The sequence below is a fragment of the Bdellovibrionales bacterium genome (genome assembly GCA_016714165.1).
Taxonomy (GTDB): Bacteria; Bdellovibrionota; Bdellovibrionia; order Bdellovibrionales; family UBA1609; genus JADJVA01.
In genome coordinates this window covers 310,407-326,318 of record JADJNU010000002.1, presented here as the reverse complement: position 1 = coordinate 326,318, position 15,912 = coordinate 310,407, and the positions used below count along the sequence as shown (strand labels likewise).

General features: G+C 44.9%; 18 protein-coding genes. 9 read left to right on the top strand and 9 right to left on the bottom strand.

All coding sequences use genetic code 11. The annotated features are described in order from the left end of the window. Nucleotides 1-153 carry a hypothetical protein gene (locus tag IPJ71_12750; protein ID MBK7844540.1) on the bottom strand — a complete coding sequence of 51 codons (153 nt, stop codon included), beginning with the start codon at nt 151-153 and terminating at the stop codon, nt 1-3. Between the two features lie 11 nt (nt 154-164). Beyond that, the gene (locus IPJ71_12745; protein ID MBK7844539.1) at nt 165-1,265 is read right to left on the bottom strand and encodes an alkene reductase; all 1,101 of its coding nucleotides are present in this window, start codon (nt 1,263-1,265) and stop codon (nt 165-167) included. Between the two features lie 606 nt (nt 1,266-1,871). Between IPJ71_12745 and IPJ71_12740 the strand changes: the two genes are divergently transcribed. Beyond that, entirely contained in the window at nt 1,872-3,428 is a 1,557-nt protein-coding gene (locus IPJ71_12740; protein ID MBK7844538.1) for a PCRF domain-containing protein, read from the top strand. 69 nt (nt 3,429-3,497) lie between these two features. Here the strand turns inward: IPJ71_12740 and IPJ71_12735 are convergent, their stop codons facing one another. Both IPJ71_12735 and IPJ71_12730 read right to left on the bottom strand, forming a co-directional pair. Beyond that, nucleotides 3,498-4,052 carry a heme-binding protein gene (locus IPJ71_12735; GenBank protein ID MBK7844537.1) on the bottom strand — a complete coding sequence of 185 codons (555 nt, stop codon included), beginning with the start codon at nt 4,050-4,052 and terminating at the stop codon, nt 3,498-3,500. Nucleotides 4,053-4,126: 74 nt separating this feature from the next. After that, complete coding sequence (locus IPJ71_12730) at nt 4,127-4,507, bottom strand: DUF2177 family protein (GenBank protein MBK7844536.1); 381 nt, start codon at nt 4,505-4,507, stop codon at nt 4,127-4,129. Nucleotides 4,508-4,849: 342 nt separating this feature from the next. Here IPJ71_12730 and IPJ71_12725 point away from each other — a divergent pair, with 342 nt between their 5' ends. Continuing rightward, on the top strand, nt 4,850-5,656 hold the full coding sequence (locus IPJ71_12725) for a hypothetical protein (GenBank protein MBK7844535.1): 807 nt from the start codon (nt 4,850-4,852) through the stop codon (nt 5,654-5,656). Nucleotides 5,657-5,665: 9 nt separating this feature from the next. Beyond that, nucleotides 5,666-6,499, top strand: a complete 834-nt coding sequence (locus IPJ71_12720; GenBank protein MBK7844534.1) for a DUF1295 domain-containing protein — start codon at nt 5,666-5,668, stop codon at nt 6,497-6,499. An 11-nt stretch (nt 6,500-6,510) separates the two neighbouring features. On the opposite strand, the gene IPJ71_12715 is transcribed toward IPJ71_12720, so the two are convergent. Further along, nucleotides 6,511-7,923, bottom strand: coding sequence for a right-handed parallel beta-helix repeat-containing protein (locus IPJ71_12715; GenBank protein ID MBK7844533.1), 1,413 nt, complete (start codon nt 7,921-7,923; stop codon nt 6,511-6,513). A 483-nt stretch (nt 7,924-8,406) separates the two neighbouring features. On the opposite strand from IPJ71_12715, the gene IPJ71_12710 reads away from it, so the two are divergent. Further along, nucleotides 8,407-9,153, top strand: coding sequence for a LysR family transcriptional regulator (locus IPJ71_12710; protein MBK7844532.1), 747 nt, complete (start codon nt 8,407-8,409; stop codon nt 9,151-9,153). A gap of 121 nt (nt 9,154-9,274) precedes the next feature. On the opposite strand, the gene IPJ71_12705 is transcribed toward IPJ71_12710, so the two are convergent. From IPJ71_12705 to IPJ71_12695, 3 genes are all read right to left on the bottom strand, one after another. Next, nucleotides 9,275-10,057 carry a hypothetical protein gene (locus IPJ71_12705; GenBank protein MBK7844531.1) on the bottom strand — a complete coding sequence of 261 codons (783 nt, stop codon included), beginning with the start codon at nt 10,055-10,057 and terminating at the stop codon, nt 9,275-9,277. Nucleotides 10,058-10,267: 210 nt separating this feature from the next. Then, on the bottom strand, nt 10,268-10,540 hold the full coding sequence (locus IPJ71_12700; GenBank protein MBK7844530.1) for a hypothetical protein: 273 nt from the start codon (nt 10,538-10,540) through the stop codon (nt 10,268-10,270). Between the two features lie 201 nt (nt 10,541-10,741). Beyond that, nucleotides 10,742-11,749: a phosphotransferase gene (locus tag IPJ71_12695; protein MBK7844529.1), complete on the bottom strand. Its 1,008-nt coding sequence runs from the start codon at nt 11,747-11,749 to the stop codon at nt 10,742-10,744. A 304-nt stretch (nt 11,750-12,053) separates the two neighbouring features. On the opposite strand from IPJ71_12695, the gene IPJ71_12690 reads away from it, so the two are divergent. Together IPJ71_12690 and IPJ71_12685 are read left to right on the top strand one after the other, a co-directional pair. Beyond that, entirely contained in the window at nt 12,054-12,365 is a 312-nt protein-coding gene (locus tag IPJ71_12690; GenBank protein ID MBK7844528.1) for a hypothetical protein, read from the top strand. Then, nucleotides 12,362-12,850, top strand: a complete 489-nt coding sequence (locus tag IPJ71_12685) for a redoxin domain-containing protein (GenBank protein MBK7844527.1) — start codon at nt 12,362-12,364, stop codon at nt 12,848-12,850. The genes IPJ71_12690 and IPJ71_12685 overlap by 4 nt, the downstream gene beginning before the upstream one ends. Before the next feature lie 37 nt (nt 12,851-12,887). On the opposite strand, the gene IPJ71_12680 is transcribed toward IPJ71_12685, so the two are convergent. Beyond that, nucleotides 12,888-13,226: a helix-turn-helix transcriptional regulator gene (locus IPJ71_12680; protein MBK7844526.1), complete on the bottom strand. Its 339-nt coding sequence runs from the start codon at nt 13,224-13,226 to the stop codon at nt 12,888-12,890. Nucleotides 13,227-13,350: 124 nt separating this feature from the next. Between IPJ71_12680 and arsB the strand changes: the two genes are divergently transcribed. The 3 genes from arsB (at nt 13,351) to IPJ71_12665 (ending at nt 15,905) form a co-directional block, all read left to right on the top strand. Then, nucleotides 13,351-14,340 carry an ACR3 family arsenite efflux transporter gene (gene arsB / locus IPJ71_12675; GenBank protein MBK7844525.1) on the top strand — a complete coding sequence of 330 codons (990 nt, stop codon included), beginning with the start codon at nt 13,351-13,353 and terminating at the stop codon, nt 14,338-14,340. Next, on the top strand, nt 14,333-14,758 hold the full coding sequence (locus tag IPJ71_12670; GenBank protein MBK7844524.1) for an arsenate reductase ArsC: 426 nt from the start codon (nt 14,333-14,335) through the stop codon (nt 14,756-14,758). The genes arsB and IPJ71_12670 overlap by 8 nt, the downstream gene beginning before the upstream one ends. Nucleotides 14,759-14,984: 226 nt before the next feature. Continuing rightward, on the top strand, nt 14,985-15,905 hold the full coding sequence (locus tag IPJ71_12665; protein ID MBK7844523.1) for a DUF1592 domain-containing protein: 921 nt from the start codon (nt 14,985-14,987) through the stop codon (nt 15,903-15,905). Nucleotides 15,906-15,912 lie beyond the last annotated feature (7 nt).

Genomic DNA, 15,912 nt, shown 5'->3' with positions numbered 1-15,912 from the left:
TCACAATTTGTCTTTGTCTTTGTCTTCGCTCTCCTCTTCAGCTGGTTTTGATTTCTTTGAAATTCCGAAGAGTTCAGGAAGAAATACCATGCCCGCAATAAAGGCAATAATCAAAGATAGAAAAAGTCCAGCGAGGATAAGGGCGATATTCACTGGTTCACCCCCTAAAGACGAACATGATCAGAATCGGCAGTTGGCACCCTTCTTGGGTAGTCTATATAGCCTTTGGGGCCTGGGGTATAAAATGTTGAAACATCTGGTTCTACAAATGGAATGCCCTTTTCGATACAAGCTACAAGGTCGGGATTGCTCACATAATGATGCCCAAATGAGACGGCATTAATGATATTTTGTTTGATAGCTTCATGGGCTTCCGCAGGGGTGTAGCCCATGTTTCCGATGAGTACGCCCGAGAATCCCTTGCGAGCGGAAGTCACAACATCGCCACTTTGCTTGCCCAAAAAGTCCGCTCGCATGAGGTGAAGATAAGCAACTCTTCTCTGGTTGAGTTGCTGGGCAACATAAAGGGTCAAGCCCAGAGGATCTGAATCCTTCATGCTGTTGTAACTGTTTAGAGGAGATATACGGACGCCCACGCGGCCCGCGCCCCAAACGCCAGTCACTGCATCGGTGACTTCGAGCAAAAGTTTAGCACGGTTTTGCAGTGAGCCGCCATAGGGGCCAGATCTCTTATTGGATGATTCTCGCAAAAACTCATCCAAAAGGTATCCGTTAGCTCCATGCACTTCAACTCCGTCAAACCCAGCGTCCTTGGCGTTTTGTGCGGCAAATATAAAACCAGCTACAATGCCAGGAATTTCATCATCTCGGAGTTCTCGCGGCACAACGTGGGGTACTTTGCCTTGAAGTGTCTGAATATCGCTCTCAATAGCAATCGCCGAGGGGGCCACAGATTCCTGGCCCTCATTCAAAATAGGATGACATGCGCGCCCTCCATGCCAAAGTTGTAAGAAAATTCTTCCGCCATTTTGATGAACTGCCTTTGTTACCTTCTTCCATCCGTCAACTTGCTCCTGAGAATAAATTCCCGGCTCTGCAATAAAAGAAGAGTTCCCTTTCATCGCCATCGTGGCCTCTGCAATGATCAATCCTGCTGTCGCTCGTTGGGAATAGTACTCGGCCATCATTTCATTTGGAATATGATTTTGACTTGCTCGACATCGAGTCAGCGGCGCCATGATGACCCGATTGGGAAGCAATAAAGATCCGACTGTGATCGGGGAAAGAACAATATTTTGGGTCATGGGAATCTTCTCTTTTCCAAAGTATTTTTCGACACAAAAAACCCCCACCTCAACATTTTGAAGCCAAAAAAAATGATGTCAAGTCCCGTATGCGAGAATGAAAGGGGCTCTTGGTATAACGGTACCAACCCAGGGAAGCTGTTCGCGTTAACAGAGGTTTCGGCAGAATAGTCTTCGAACCTTAGAATAGTCTTCGAACGTTTCGCGTGTTTTTAAGGTTTCGAGCAATTTGAGTTCTCAGACGTTTCAGCCATTTCCCCTGCCTCGAAATGAAGTTCCACTCGCTAACTGGCGGACCCAATTATACGCCTTATACGCCCTAAGATGGATCGCGTAAAATATACATTGTGTTAGGGGATCTGAATGAAAAAATATTTCTTTTGCTCATCCGAATCTTCTCTTGTCCGTGCCGCACTTTGCTATAAATGCAGCCGGTGGCCTATTGCTAAAATGCCAGCCAGAATTTGAATCACAAATGAAAAAAATAATGATCTCAGTGTATTGAAGCAAAGCGGAGGCCTGCATTTTTAAAAGGCCCCGCAGTCGGTCCTGGTTGAAACGAGGATAATTGGCAATGTGGAACTGAATTTGCAAGCCAGTCCCCGGATGAAGCCATTTCTATCTCCTATAGCAAAGTGCCGTGAAGCGAATTCCTCAGAATCATCCTTTCGACGGATAAAACGGACAGGGTACACAATACGGGTCGGAGACAGGATCAGACTTTCTCTGTTCTTGGTGGTACTTTGCAACCTCATTTTTTTGCACGTTGGCCTCGCTCAGGCGCAAGATTTAGGAATAGGTCATAGTAACGTCACCTGCCGATTTTTTCTGACTGGTCACAAGCTAAAATCTGGCGAAGCTCAGTTGCCCGAATCTACTCAGAAATTGCTTATTCAGGTTTTGGTGGCTCTCAAAGAAAAATGGGAAGCGATTAATGATCTAGGGGTCAACTACAGGTCTCAATACAGTCATTTGAAATCGGGCGATCCAGAAGTCTTCTTTGAATTGGCTCTCTTGGATACGTTCACGAAAATTGCAGGGCAAGTTGATGAAATTGAAAGAAATGAGGCTGAAGTACGTAATATGGAAGCCAGTCTATCGGGTATGGCAGAAGTGCAGGGGGCAGGCGAAAGAGCGAATTCACTACAGTTGATTTCTATGTTTCGTGACGAATCCAACACCTGGGTTGATTCTGTGAGAAGATATTGGGATACCATCTTGGATCGCCTTATCCAACTGGAAAACACATGGCACTCAGACGTAAACCAGGATTTGGCCTTTATTGAAATCAGTATGCAAGACCCAAATTCTGATCCTTTTGTTGTCCTGCTTAAGAACATGTATCTTAATTTTGCCCAGAAGAAAAAGTGGAAGACACAAGTTATTTCCACATCTGAGACCATTCACAAAAGCTCTTCTAGTAGATCGAGTCAGGGTCTTAGTAATGTTGTGATAAAAGTCGAGGGCCCAGGGGTCTTTCGAGCCTTAGAATGGGAATCTGGTTTTCATAGACTGATGGCCACGATGGGCGAATTGCGCGGAGCTACCGTAAAGAAGGGGAACGAAGAAAAAATAACCACCGTAAATGTTTTGGTTACTGTGTTGCCTGGATATTTCGATCCATCACAGGCTGTAGCAGATACAACGAGGTTCACAGATGAAGAATTTTCTATCGAACCGCTCAAAAAATCAAGTGGGCCGGGCGGGCAAAACGTCAATAAGACAGAATCTGCGGTGCGAGTGACTCATATTCGCACTGGCACTAAAGTGGTGATCTCAGAGCATCGTTCGCAACATCAAAACAAAGAGGTGGCTCTGAGGATTTTGCGGGCGAAAGTGAAGCAAATGGAGGAGATGCAAAAGGAGCTGGCTCGCCAACAAAGAAGACGTGAGGTAGCTAAATTGGAAAATACCGGGGCCAAGGTCTCTTTTGCTAGATCCTACAAAAGGAAGATTGGGTTCGTGAATGATACGCGAATGGAAGGCACTGTGGAACCTCAGTCAATTGATGGCGTTTTGAATGGTTACTTAGATCCCTTTGTTGCCGGCGGACGGTATCTGTCTATTGAGCGAATTTTGAAGAAGCTTCTGCTTAGAATTTCTGATCAGGTTGAGAATGCCGAGAAGCGATGTCGGGAGTTTGGAGTCGATGGGTGTAGATGAGCGCGAATGAATGAGAATCAGTTTCGATGTGTCTTGATGAAAAGCTTTCTCGGCAAATGCGGGACTGTTTCAATGAACGACCTCAACCCAAATTTCATTGCGTCTTAAAAACCAAAGTTGAAATGGAGAATTAAACCTAGCAAAAATCGGTTCACCTAAGGTTTTGACATGATCTCTTTCTAGAGCTGACTGAAATTCTGCAAGTTTTTCCTTATAGCGATCTTCAGACCACGAGCCCGAATAGCTGAACACCGCCACTTTTCGCTTTGGAATCTCCCGAATTTGAACTCTCTCATCATTGGGCTTGGGTATATTCTCTAAGGTGAATATGGCTGGCATGGTGAATTGGACTAAAAAGCCCGTATCATTCTTGGTTAAATTTACCGGCGCAGTCATTTCGATTTTCTTTGATTTCAATTGGGAAACGGGCGCGGTCATTTCGATTTTAGTCTCAATCGTATTGTTGCCAAAAATATAGTCAGCCAGTATTTTGAAGGCCCGATTGCCCGCTTCCTCAAAGTTCGCATCGACCCTTGTTTCCGCAACTAAAGTAGCTTCATAATTCCGCACTTCGTACAGATCATTTTTGGACTCTATAATATATTTTGGTTCTTCGGTGGCCATAGTTACTCCCGAATACAGTGGCATTATTAAAATAATTATTTTACAGATTGAGGCTACTGAAAAAATATTCATCTTCACCTGACCAATTTTAAGGTTAATACTGACACCAGGCCGAAGACAAATGTTCCCCATGCGATATCGGGTGCAACAAAGGCCAGTGGGTAGTCTTTTAGAATCGCCAAATTCGTCATGTCAAACACGCCATAAATTATCAATCCCAAGATTGCGCCAGAAAAATACACTTTTAACGGAGAGTTCTGCTTCGTCAATTTAGGCAAAACATAAAGAGGCACAGCCAATGCCATCAAAAAATATGTGGCCAAAGCGGCTGGATAATACATCTGAAAAATACCGTTTTCAATTCTCCCGATTTCGGCTAACTGTCGCATATTAAAATCCTTCATGACAAAGCCAAGCCATAAAAAATCAAAAACCGCAAATAGAACTAAAGCCACAAAAAACTGTCTTATCTTTAGCATATCTTACCTTTGAAAGGATTTATGGAATAGCCGATCATAGCCCGGATCCAATAATCGACGAAATTCGAGTTTAAGCTAAGGCCATCGTATCTATGCTCCTGTTGGGCTCCCGTTTGAACCCTCTGCAATATTACATCAAGATCTTCGGTCTGTATAGATAATTCTATACAAATTTATTGCTTCTGATATAATTAGCACGTGGATATAAAGAGTTGCGACCGCAAATATGAACAAGCGGTTGATCTGATTGGGTCAGCTGTCTCATTTTCGGCGGGTTTTTGTCGATTTACATTTTAGTTTAGAAAGCGGGGTTAGTTCATGCTTCATATTGCTACAGCTACAGCTACAGCTACAGCTACAGCTACAGCTACAGGTACAGGTACAGGTACAGGTGCAGGTGCAGGTGCAGGTGCAGGTGCAGGTGCAGTTGCAGTTACAGTTGCCGCGATTTTGATTTCAATGGGAGTGCAGGCTGATGAGAAACGTGAAAGGTATTCCAGCCAAGCTCAGAGTAAGGACGGTACGAATGTCTATCAAGAGCATCATGATGTTGTATTTGTAGATCAGCGAGTTCAGACGGCCAAGAGTCAGTACCTTGATCCGAGTGGTCGCCTGATCGGAGTGATGAGTTCAGACTTTTCGAATAGAGTCACTATCCCCGACTATGAATACTATGATCTTCGCACTGGTCTATCTCACGGGATAAAGTTTACCGGTGATAAGATAACTCTGTGGCGCAAGGGCAAAGATGGGAAAATTGAAAACTCAGAATTTTTTGAAAGTAAATTTCAGAGGGAAACTCTGCTCGTTGGTTGTCAAGGCTTACACTATTATCTGATTGAAAATCTAAATCTCGTGAAAGAACGGGAGACAATCCCAATCGTCTATTTTATTCCAGGAAAACTCGATTACTATAAGTTCATTTTAAAAATGGATCGCGAGGATCAGGAATATATCTACCTCAAACTTTCCATCGACAATTTCTTCCTAAGACTTTTCACGTCTTCATTGGACCTGAAGTACAGGAAATCGGACCGACGACTTGTTCAATTCTCAGGGTTATCGAATATCACTAATGACCGGGATCAAATGCAAAACGTCGTTATTGAGTACAAATATGATTGAGGGGGATTTGTGATCGCGAACGTTTGGTCAGTTGGATTCATTGTTGTGATTGTTTTGTTTCAAGTTGTCTCTATACCGGCTCTCTTGCTAAGGAAAAACGACTTGGCTGACGTCCTTTGGGGACCGGCTTTTATACTGACCGCCTTAGCGGCCGCTATATGGGGAACTCCTGAAGGACTCTCGTCTCTTAGCGACAGGGCGACAGCTGTTCTTGTCCTTTTGACCCTATGGGCAGTGCGACTCTTTATGCATGTGGGCTGGCGCAACCTCTCTCACAGAACTGAAGACGTGCGCTACAACAACTGGCGAAAGGCTTGGGGCGAGAACTGGCTTTGGCGGTCCTATCTGCAAGTTTTTGTTCTCCAGCCGTTGATACTCTATTTGTTTTTAACTCCGGTTCTCCTAGCCATAGATGAAGCTTCTTCTGCACCATTGTCCTGGATCAGTTGGTTTGGCCTCACTGTTGCTGCAGCCGGTTTTCTCTTTGAGGCGATTGCAGATGAGCAGCTGAGAAAATTCAAACGCAATTCTAAGAACAAGGGAAAACTGATGACCGAAGGGCTTTGGAGTTGGTCGCGACACCCCAATTACTTTGGAGAAGTTTTGCAGTGGTGGGGTATTTGGATCATGGTTATTGACTTACCCTTGGGTTGGGCAACGATCATATCTCCTATTGGAGTGACTTATTTGATTCTAAAAGTCTCTGGGGTATCTATGCTTGAAGAGCTTATGAAGGATCGACCTGGATTTTCTGATTATGCAAGAAGGACTTCTATTTTCATTCCTTTTCCGCCTGCCATATTCAATAGTAAAGGGAGTCGTGGAGGCGGTGCTGACTTATAGAGCGTTTAAGTTTAAATACCAGTCGTTGGGAATGCGTATATCTGCACGCCCGTGACGGTTCCGCCTGTGAATGTGCAGGGCCCGACCACCGTTCCTTCACCCTGGTAAGATCCCACATTCGGAGCGTAAATACAGATCTCTCCGCTTTCGCACAGACCGTCATTATTTCCGACCAAATCGGCATGAATTTCGATCGCGTGCTTAAGATAGGTTTTACTGTTCGCTGTGATTGTCTGGTTGCCGTCGACTACCGATGGGCAGGCGCTTCCGGCAGTGAACGTGCCGTTCGTGGTCGATCCATCGCCGCTGACATTGTGGATGGGACCTCCACTCAGCGCGCGCCAATCCCAGATGCGACAAGTTGCCGAGATACAAGCCCCGCTATGAACATTCGAGGGGAAAGCTGCAGCATTTTCTTTTCCCCATCCCCTGAAAGGATTTTCAAAGCCGAGCCAATCGAGAGACGTTGCGAATGGCGCCGTTCCAACTGTGTCGCTCGAGTTGATCGGGTCGTTGGTTGTAACTTTAGCTCCAAACGCCGAGGCGAAGGAACTCGTCAATGGGCTGCTACAGGAGCCAGATAATCCTCCTCCACCGCAGGTTGGGCCGCTAGGTCCTACGTTGAGAAATCCAGTGAAACTTGAGGCCTGTGATCCAGCGAGATTGACTGCGATCCCGCCTGCGTTGTTTGCCGCGACGATGTCATGATAAATGTTTCCACTGCCGCTACCTCCGCCTGGAGATTGAATCGCCTGATCTTGGTTGACCATGACAATCGAGTGAGCATAAGTGCTTGAAAGACCGCCCGTGACATAGATGCCATTCCAAGTATTGTTGGTGGTCGTGATATGGCTCAAGATCGTGCCGGAGAAAGCTGTTGTGCCGTCGAGAAGGGTTCCTGCGTCGCCGGTACCAGAAATGGTAGCGCTGACGACAATCGTATTGGAAACGCCCTGAATGGCAAGACCGGAATTACCGTTGATATTGGTGATTGTGAGTCCGGTGACGACATTGTTGCTTCCAAGAATTTTCAGACCGAAGCTAGTCGTTCCTGCCTGCTGGTACGAGAGTCGAATATCTTGAAGACGATTGTAAGTCGCCGAACCCGTTAGAACCATCAGAGACTGCGCTGTCGATGTCGTGTCGGTATTGCGAGCGACATCGAAACGGCGAATGATGTTTTTGGATCCCGAAAGGCGCATCCCTCCCTGCTTGCCGACGCCTTTGGCAATTGATTCATCGACCATGACCAAGTTGCAAGACTCGATTTCATAGGCGGCCATGTTATTGCTGTTATTCTTGAGATCAAGAACCGCTGATCCGTGAATGCGGCTATATTTGCTCGCGTTGAGTCGCATTCCAATGACGAGAGGCCAAGTGCCGTTGGTTCCGTTGACTGTCGCTTCGATCCACAGGTGGTTCACAGATCCAGAGCAAATCATTTGTGCGGCCGCGACAGATCCAGAATAGCAGTCATCCGCATTAAAATTATTGGTGGAAGCACCGGTGGACTGAAGTTTGTAGCCCTTTTAAAGTTACGACCGCAATTTTCGGGGCTGTGACCTTGTATCCAAGGGAAGTTGTATCGGCATTCGCGTAATAAATCGTTCCGGGCGCATTGAGGTTCGAGAGTGTTCCAGCGTTTATCGGCAAGGCGGTGATGCTATTTGACCACCAGGCCGCTTCTGTAAATGGCTAACCAAAATGTTGATGGTCTTGCGTCGCATTTGGATCAGTTAGTTTCTTGGAATTGAGAGGTCAATACAATGCTCAAATGTCTTGAATTAAAAAATTGACTTCATTTTGATAACTTTTGTCAAAATCTAGGATGATGTCATTTACTTGACCAATATCAGCCTAAGGATACACCTTGAAAAAGAAACGTATTCGAATTATATGTTTCGCTTATGGAAATATTTGAATTGCGTTATTTCTTAGCGGTGGCCAAGAATGAGAATGTGCATCGAGCCTCAGAAGGCATAAATGTGTCTCCAGGTTCTCTGAGTAAGGCGATTTCCCGCTTAGAGGACGAGCTAGGAGTTTCTCTTTTCTACAAGCAAGGCCGAAATATCCGGCTCACGTCCGAAGGCTTAGTTCTTAAGAAACGAGCAGCCTTGATTGTGCAGCTTGAAGAAGATGCTAAAATTGAATTGGGCGGACAAAAAGGAACCTTGAACGTTGTCATTAGCGCTGAAGAAATCCTTCACACCCATTTTGGAATTCACCTTTCTGAAAACATTCAAAAGTCATTTGCGCATTCGAGATTTCAATTTTTAAGCCACACTGAATCCAAAGTCATACAACAAATAGAAGATGGCGAAGCTCACTTCGGCATCCTCACTGGTGAAGTACCGCAAGGTATTAAGTCAAGAATTCTATCAAAAGTTGAATTTAAAACCTGTGCATCACCGAAGCATCCACTTTTCAAAAAGTTCTCTCAGATCTCCAAGATTCCGGTCGAAGAAGTTCTAAAATTTCCATTCGTATCGCCCGAATCCGCTATGCTCGGAAAGATTTCTACTTCCGCCTCATTGGATGGATGGCGAGATGACAAATTCCTAGACAGATTCGCTATCGGTCGAGTGGACTTAAAATTATGGAGAAGCTGCTTGAGCGAGGCCATGCTCTCGCATATCTTCCTGACTACTATGTGAAAGAACTCGATCTCGTTTATCTGAATGTCACGGGCTGTCCATACAGTTGCCAACAGTCCGTTAAGTTGATTTGCAGAGACCCCGAAGCATTAGGTTGGATGAGTAAGATTTGGCATAGCTTCTAAATCGGTTGTACGAGCGAAGCCTTTAGGATTTCTTGAACCAGATCATTGATCACAGCTCTAACTTCAGCAGGCCTTTGTTCGATATTTTTTGTCCGAGACAGATCTATGATTTTTTCAAAGCTTTTCGGAAACTTAGTCAACAAAGTCGGTAAGTTTGCCGGGATTTCATTCCTCGAAGCTTTCCAAAGCAATTCATCTAAAACGGCAATGTGGTTTTTAGAACTATAGCTTGGCGGCTGCGCAAGATCGTCGAGAACAACTCCTATTGTGTAGGGCAAAATAAGAGCCGATATACTCGGCTTAGAAACTGACTTGAAATAAGAATGGATCGCCTGATACGCCTTTTGTGCATTTTTTTTCAGAAGCGGCCAATGACGTCGATCAATACCCGCAATGTGGGCGACTAAATCATGGGTTCCCATGAACGCAATTTTCCCCTGTCGAACAAGATCCGAAAACTTTAGTGCATCGTTATTTTCAATTTCCCAAAGGTTCGTTTGGTAATATTCTTTTGATGGATCAAATCCACCAAAGATTGAATTCATTCCCCATGACCTTACAAGAACTAACTCGACCCCTTCGCTTTGCGCGATTTTGTTAATGATCTCCGGGAAGATGAATAATGAGTGAAGTGTGCCATTTGCATTTTTAGAGATTTCGGGATGAACTAATTCGTAGAATCCCTTTGTTCTTAATTCCAATTGATGGGTGTCACTAGAGAACACCCGTAATCCGAAAAGTCCATTCCATTCAACTAATTCTGCCTTTAAGGATTCCAAGCGAACCGGTTTCGCCGATTCAGCGTCAAAGATAAAACGAGCCAACTCATCATTGATTGTACCGATTTCTCGAAAAATACCGTAGCTTGCGACTCTCGACGCCAGCTTTATATCAGAGTCGAAAGGTGTTATCTCAGCAAGTTTTCGAACTGTCTTCGGAGGAGGATAACCTCCTCCGAAGACAATCGAATGATCTTCGGTTCCATCCTATTAAACTCCGAAGGATGCATAGATATTTTGAACCTGAGCACTGATAGCTTTGTTTTCTAAAGAAATTGGACTCGCGTTGAACACACGGGCCTTGCAGGAGTTCGGAACTTTAAGCCAAGTGCTCTCAATCGACCTGAGCGAGGAAACATTCAGCTTCTCAATTTTCTCATCTGCTGGCGACGCATGAGATACCTGACTCGCCAGCATTGGACTGCCCACTGCCAAAAGGTTCATGGCTCCGACTAAAATACGAGCGCTATTTTTTTCGATCATAACTGTCTCCTTGGTGACCGCCACATAATTGCGACATGAAGAGAATTTGCCATAGACCCTCAGAACAAAAAAGAAACGATATAGAAATATATGTTTCGTTTTGAGAAACAAATGGTTTAGGAAGACTGACATGTGAGATAGCGCTATGTCTATTGGAATCTTTCTACTGGAGCCTGATAGGAAAATCGTGCCTATCTATTATCACAGATGATGTTCGAGCCGTAGATGCTTTAGTCCGTTGTCAACGGCGCTTTTCAATTGCGCCTTCAATCGCGGATTATCAGAACGAGAGTTCAGCCAGCCCAACATGGCGAGCCGCCTCGCAGTGAAAAGGTAGGGGAAAATCCTTTCGTCCTCGGCATCCCATTTCTTTTTTGTCTGATATCCCGAAATCAGAGCATTTTTATATTCTGACAGCCTATTAGATTTTCTTTCGCCGAGCAATCGTTCGACAGATAAAAGCGGGATGACGAGATCATATGAATGAAAGCCATAGCCGCAATCATCGAAGTCAATCGCGCCGAGGCTTTTTCCGATCGAAAGAATATTGCCGAAATGAAGGTCTGCATGGATGAGCCCCTGTTTTTGCGGAAAATCCTTTTCAAACCGGCGCAGCTTTTTGAGTACGAGTATCCTGGCTCTACTGACTGCCTCTTGTTGCTTCGGGCGAATGCCTGCCAGCGAGTCAATTGAGCCAAAGCTTGGCCTTTCTCCAACAAGACCCTCCGCAGTCCAATATCGTCTATGAATAACTGCGGTTCGCGGCGCATGCGTATGAAGATTCGCTAAGATCACGCCCACTTGGTGCAAGTGATTGGTGCTGACAGACTTTCCAATAAGTCGACCTTTGATCCATTCGAATAGGGAGCAGTTTCGAGATGTGGGAAGATCTAAATGTGCGACCGTTCTCACCAAATCCCCGTGGTTTGAAATGACGGGTTTCGGCACTGTCAGACCTGCCTTCGAGAGTAGTGCCAGCCAAGACATTTCCTCCTCGATAGCGGACTTGGTGTGATATTCATTTCGGTGGATACGGAGGAGGTATGTTCGACCATCTTTGGCGTCAATTCGGAAGGTGGTGTTTTCGCCGTGTCGAATGAAGTTGATGGATTTAACTTGGACTGGATATTGAGAAATCGCTATCCTTGCCAAATTTCGGAGTCTTCGGACCTGAGCTAAGTAAGAAGCTTCATTGAATGGTGCTTTCACAAAGCCCCCAAGTGGATACGCCTTTTGCTTTTGCTTTGGGCAAGAGGGCCTCGCGGCCGTCTTCCAAAATGGAAAACCTATAAAATGGAAAACCTAGTATCAATGCAAACAAGATAGAGATCCTGCAGGAGATAGGGTAAATTAGGATCAACCTGAAGTCTACCACCGTCATAAGAGCCATACTCTCTTTTGTGACTGCCCTCACTACCGAATATCGCTCGCGCGCAGAAGTGTTAACGCGCCGAGAGACTTTTTTCGTGCGGGTTTGATTATCGGAGAAGAGGGGGCTTCGTTTCAGATTCTATTGAAACTCATCAGCCGTCTTCATGTGATGATCTGTCCGTCGTGGACTCAGACTTTGACTTCTCCGGTGGATTTGCGCGCGGTAGTGGTAGCTTTGGTGGCCGCAGCAAAGAGTGAGCAGCATTTAGGTCGCACATATGATTTAGCTGGTTGCCGCCCCTTGACTTATTTGGATATGATGCGATTGACTGCTCAGCTTCTGGATCTTAACTATATTCAAACTCCATTGCGTACTCTATTGAGTAATAATTTAGCGGTGGTCGAGGAAAAACCCAGATTTTTTTCTAAATCTTTGCTAGCGAGGAAGACATGAGAACTGCTTTTGCATTTATTCTATTAATTTTGTCTAACAAAGGAATTGCAATGGACTTGAGTGAATATAAGGGCAAAGTTGTCCTCGTTGTGAATATTGCCACGCGCTGTGGATATACTGGACAGCTTGATGGATTAGAGAAAATCTATCAGAAGTTCAAGGATAAGGGACTTGTGGTTTTGGGAGTTCCCAGTAATGATTTTGGGTCGCAGACACCGGAGGGCAATGATGAGGTGAAGAAATTTTGTAAGCTAAATTATGGGGTTAGTTTTCCTTTGACCCCCAAGATGGTTGTTAGTGGCTCTCAAAAGGATCCACTTTTTAGGTGGCTGACGAAATCTGAAAATGCAGAAAAAGAAATCGCTTGGAATTTTGAGAAATTCCTAGTTAATCGGTCAGGTAAGCTGATCAACAGATTTTCTTCAAAAACAGAGCCAGATGATGTTCAGTTGATTGGCGCAATAAACGCTGCGCTTTCAAAATAACTGAAGATAAATTAATATTTTTGTTCGTTATCACTCCTTAGCGGCAGGCTTCGTCATCAAGATCCTCGATGACCTTCGTGCTAAAATCTCCCAGAGCCTTGACAAGCTTTTCGAAGGCCTTTTTGTTCACGCAATATCTAGAACGAGGACCTTCAATTTCGCCTTTAATGAGTCCCACCGCTTTGAGGGCTTTTAGATGCTGGCTTACGGATGCTTGAGAGAGGGGAAGATCGACTACCAGCTCACCGCAGATGCATTCGCCACGACTTGCGAGAGTGCGAAGAATAAAAATACGTGCAGGATGAGTTAGCGCTTTGCACCACTCCGCTAGTTGAACATCTCTATCGGGAAATTCATCAGTTCTTGCCAATGCCATGAACTGAAGATATATCGTATGCGAACGATAAGCAACGGAGAAATTTGTGGGTGAGAACGACCTATCAGTGTTACGAAGGCTATCATTTCTCGATCGCTATTTAACTCTTTGGATCTTCAGTGCAATGGCATTTGGAGTGCTGCTTGGCAGGTTCGTGCCCGCAATCCCGCTCATTCTTGAGAAGTTGTCATTAGGTTCTACCTCAATCCCAATTGCTGTTGGCCTGGTACTCATGATGTATCCACCTCTGGCGAAGGTAAGATATGAGGAGATGCCAAAAGTTTTTTCCAACACCAGAATTCTTTTGCTCTCGCTTGTCCAGAATTGGCTTCTGGGACCCATCTTGATGTTTGGGCTCGCGACGATTTTTCTGCGCGAATATCCCGAATACATGACTGGGCTTATTCTCATCGGCCTTGCACGTTGTATTGCAATGGTGATCGTTTGGAATGATCTGGCTGGTGGGAGCAGAGAATATTGTGCTGGGCTTGTCGCGATGAATTCCATATTCCAGATTTTTACTTTTCCCTTTATGGCGTATTTCTTTTTGACGACGATGCCGAAGTGGCTCGGACTTGCTTCGGTTGAAGTGTCGATCACTATTTTGGATGTTGCCCTTGCGGTCTTGATCTATCTTGGCATTCCATTTATCTCTGGTTACTTTAGTCGAAGGATATTGATTCGCTCAAAAGGACGCAAATGGTATGAGGAAGTATTTATTCCTCAAATTTCTCCGCTGACACTGGTCTTTCTTCTCTTTACTATCGTCGTGATGTTTTCGCTTAAAGGTGACCAAATCGTTCAGTTGCCATTAGACGTTCTTCGAATCGCAATTCCACTGTTCGTTTATTTTGTCTTGATGTTTCTGGTTTCATTTTATATGAGCAAAAGAGCGGGAGCAGATTACGAGAAGGCGGCAACACTCTCATTTACAGCAGCTTCAAATAATTTTGAATTAGCAATTGCGGTCGCAGTTGCCACTTTCGGGATCCATCACGGTGCCGCTTTTGCTGCAGTCATTGGTCCTTTAGTGGAAGTTCCTGTTTTGATTCTTCTCGTTTCGGTTTCTTTATGGATTAAAGGAAAATATTTTAAGGAGCCACAGAATGTCTAAGCCAGTTCATATTCTCTTTCTTTGCGTTGCGAATTCTGCAAGAAGCCAATTGGCCGAGGGATTAGCGAAATCCATTTTAGGTAGCGCTGCTACAGTTGAAAGTGCTGGCTCCGAGCCATCGGGCAAGGTTCAGCCTTGGGCCATTGAAATTCTCAAGGAGGATGAGATCGACATTTCAGAGAACTGGTCAAAATCGACGGATCAACTGCCTCAGCAATTTCTTGCAAATCTGGATTATGTCATCACGCTTTGTGCCGAAGAGGTTTGTCCCATGTTGTCTTCAAGAGCGAAGCGACTTCATTGGCCAATTCAAGATCCAGCGTCATCTCCTGAATCAGAAAAGAAAAGTGCCTTCCGACGCGCAAAGAATGAAATCAAAGAGCGATTGATTTCGTTTAAGAGCGACATTTCAAAGTAGGCATTCCTTCGATCGCAATAGGTTTCGGTGCGTTTGCTTCAATTTGACACTGTTTCAAGCTTATACTCTGGTTCAATTAGTCCGCCCAGTTCATTGACACTGTCAATAGAATTGCGTTCTCTGATGGCCGATATGCCGTCAACAGGGGTCCAGTCTTTGCAAGGCTAAATGATGAGCAGAGCATGAAGCGACTGCCGCATTCTGGGACTTTTTGGGGGCGAATTCTATGGTTCGTTTGCTGGTTGGTAAGGGGCTATACTTTGCGTTTCTGTTACTATCAGTGACAATCGTTTTGAGTTTTCAAAATTGTGGAAAATACAAGAGTTCGAGCAGTCGAAATTCAAGCGAAAACACTATTTTTGGCGATCAGGGCGCGTTTAAGAGACTGTCAAATTCCGAAATTGACCGTTCTCTTCGCGACTTTTTTGGGGAAACAACAAATCCGGCGTTTCGTCTCCTACCAGCAGATGCCGTTGCACCATATGATAATGATGTCGAATCTCACACGACCTCTACTCCTCTCATCGAAGGAATTGAACGTCTGGCTCAGGATGTCAGCTCAAGACTCTTGACTGATCAGGCCAGAAGAGATTCCAAGCTTGCTTGTCGGGGATCTTCAACCTCCGATCGATCTTGCATGTCTCGAATTGTCTCTCAATTGAGTCTGCAGTTATTTCGCCGCAAGGAGGCGCCTGAATTAATTGGTCATTGGGTAGATTTGGCCTTGTCCCAGGCTGCTAGTTCAGGAAGTTTTGAAAGCGGTGTTGACTTCGCACTGCGATTTTTTCTTTCACACCCCAAATTTATTTATCGATTTGAAAATTTCACGGATGCCAGAGAACTGGATTTTATCATCGCTGAGCGAATGGCTTTCCTGATTTGGGGCTCAAGTCCCAGCGTTTCACTTTTAGAGGACGCCGAAAATAACATTCTCCATACACGAGAACAGGTTCAGAACAAGGCTCGAACGATGCTTGGAGATCCAAGAGCTGTTGATCGCGCTAAACAGTTTCATGCGGAATGGTTAGCCTATGAAAAACTTGGACATGAGGCCAGTCTTTCGTCATCACTCAAATCGGAAGCTGATTCAATCGTTCAAAAAATTGTGTTTACAGATAAAAGCCCTGGGAACAAATTTTTGAAATAACAGAATC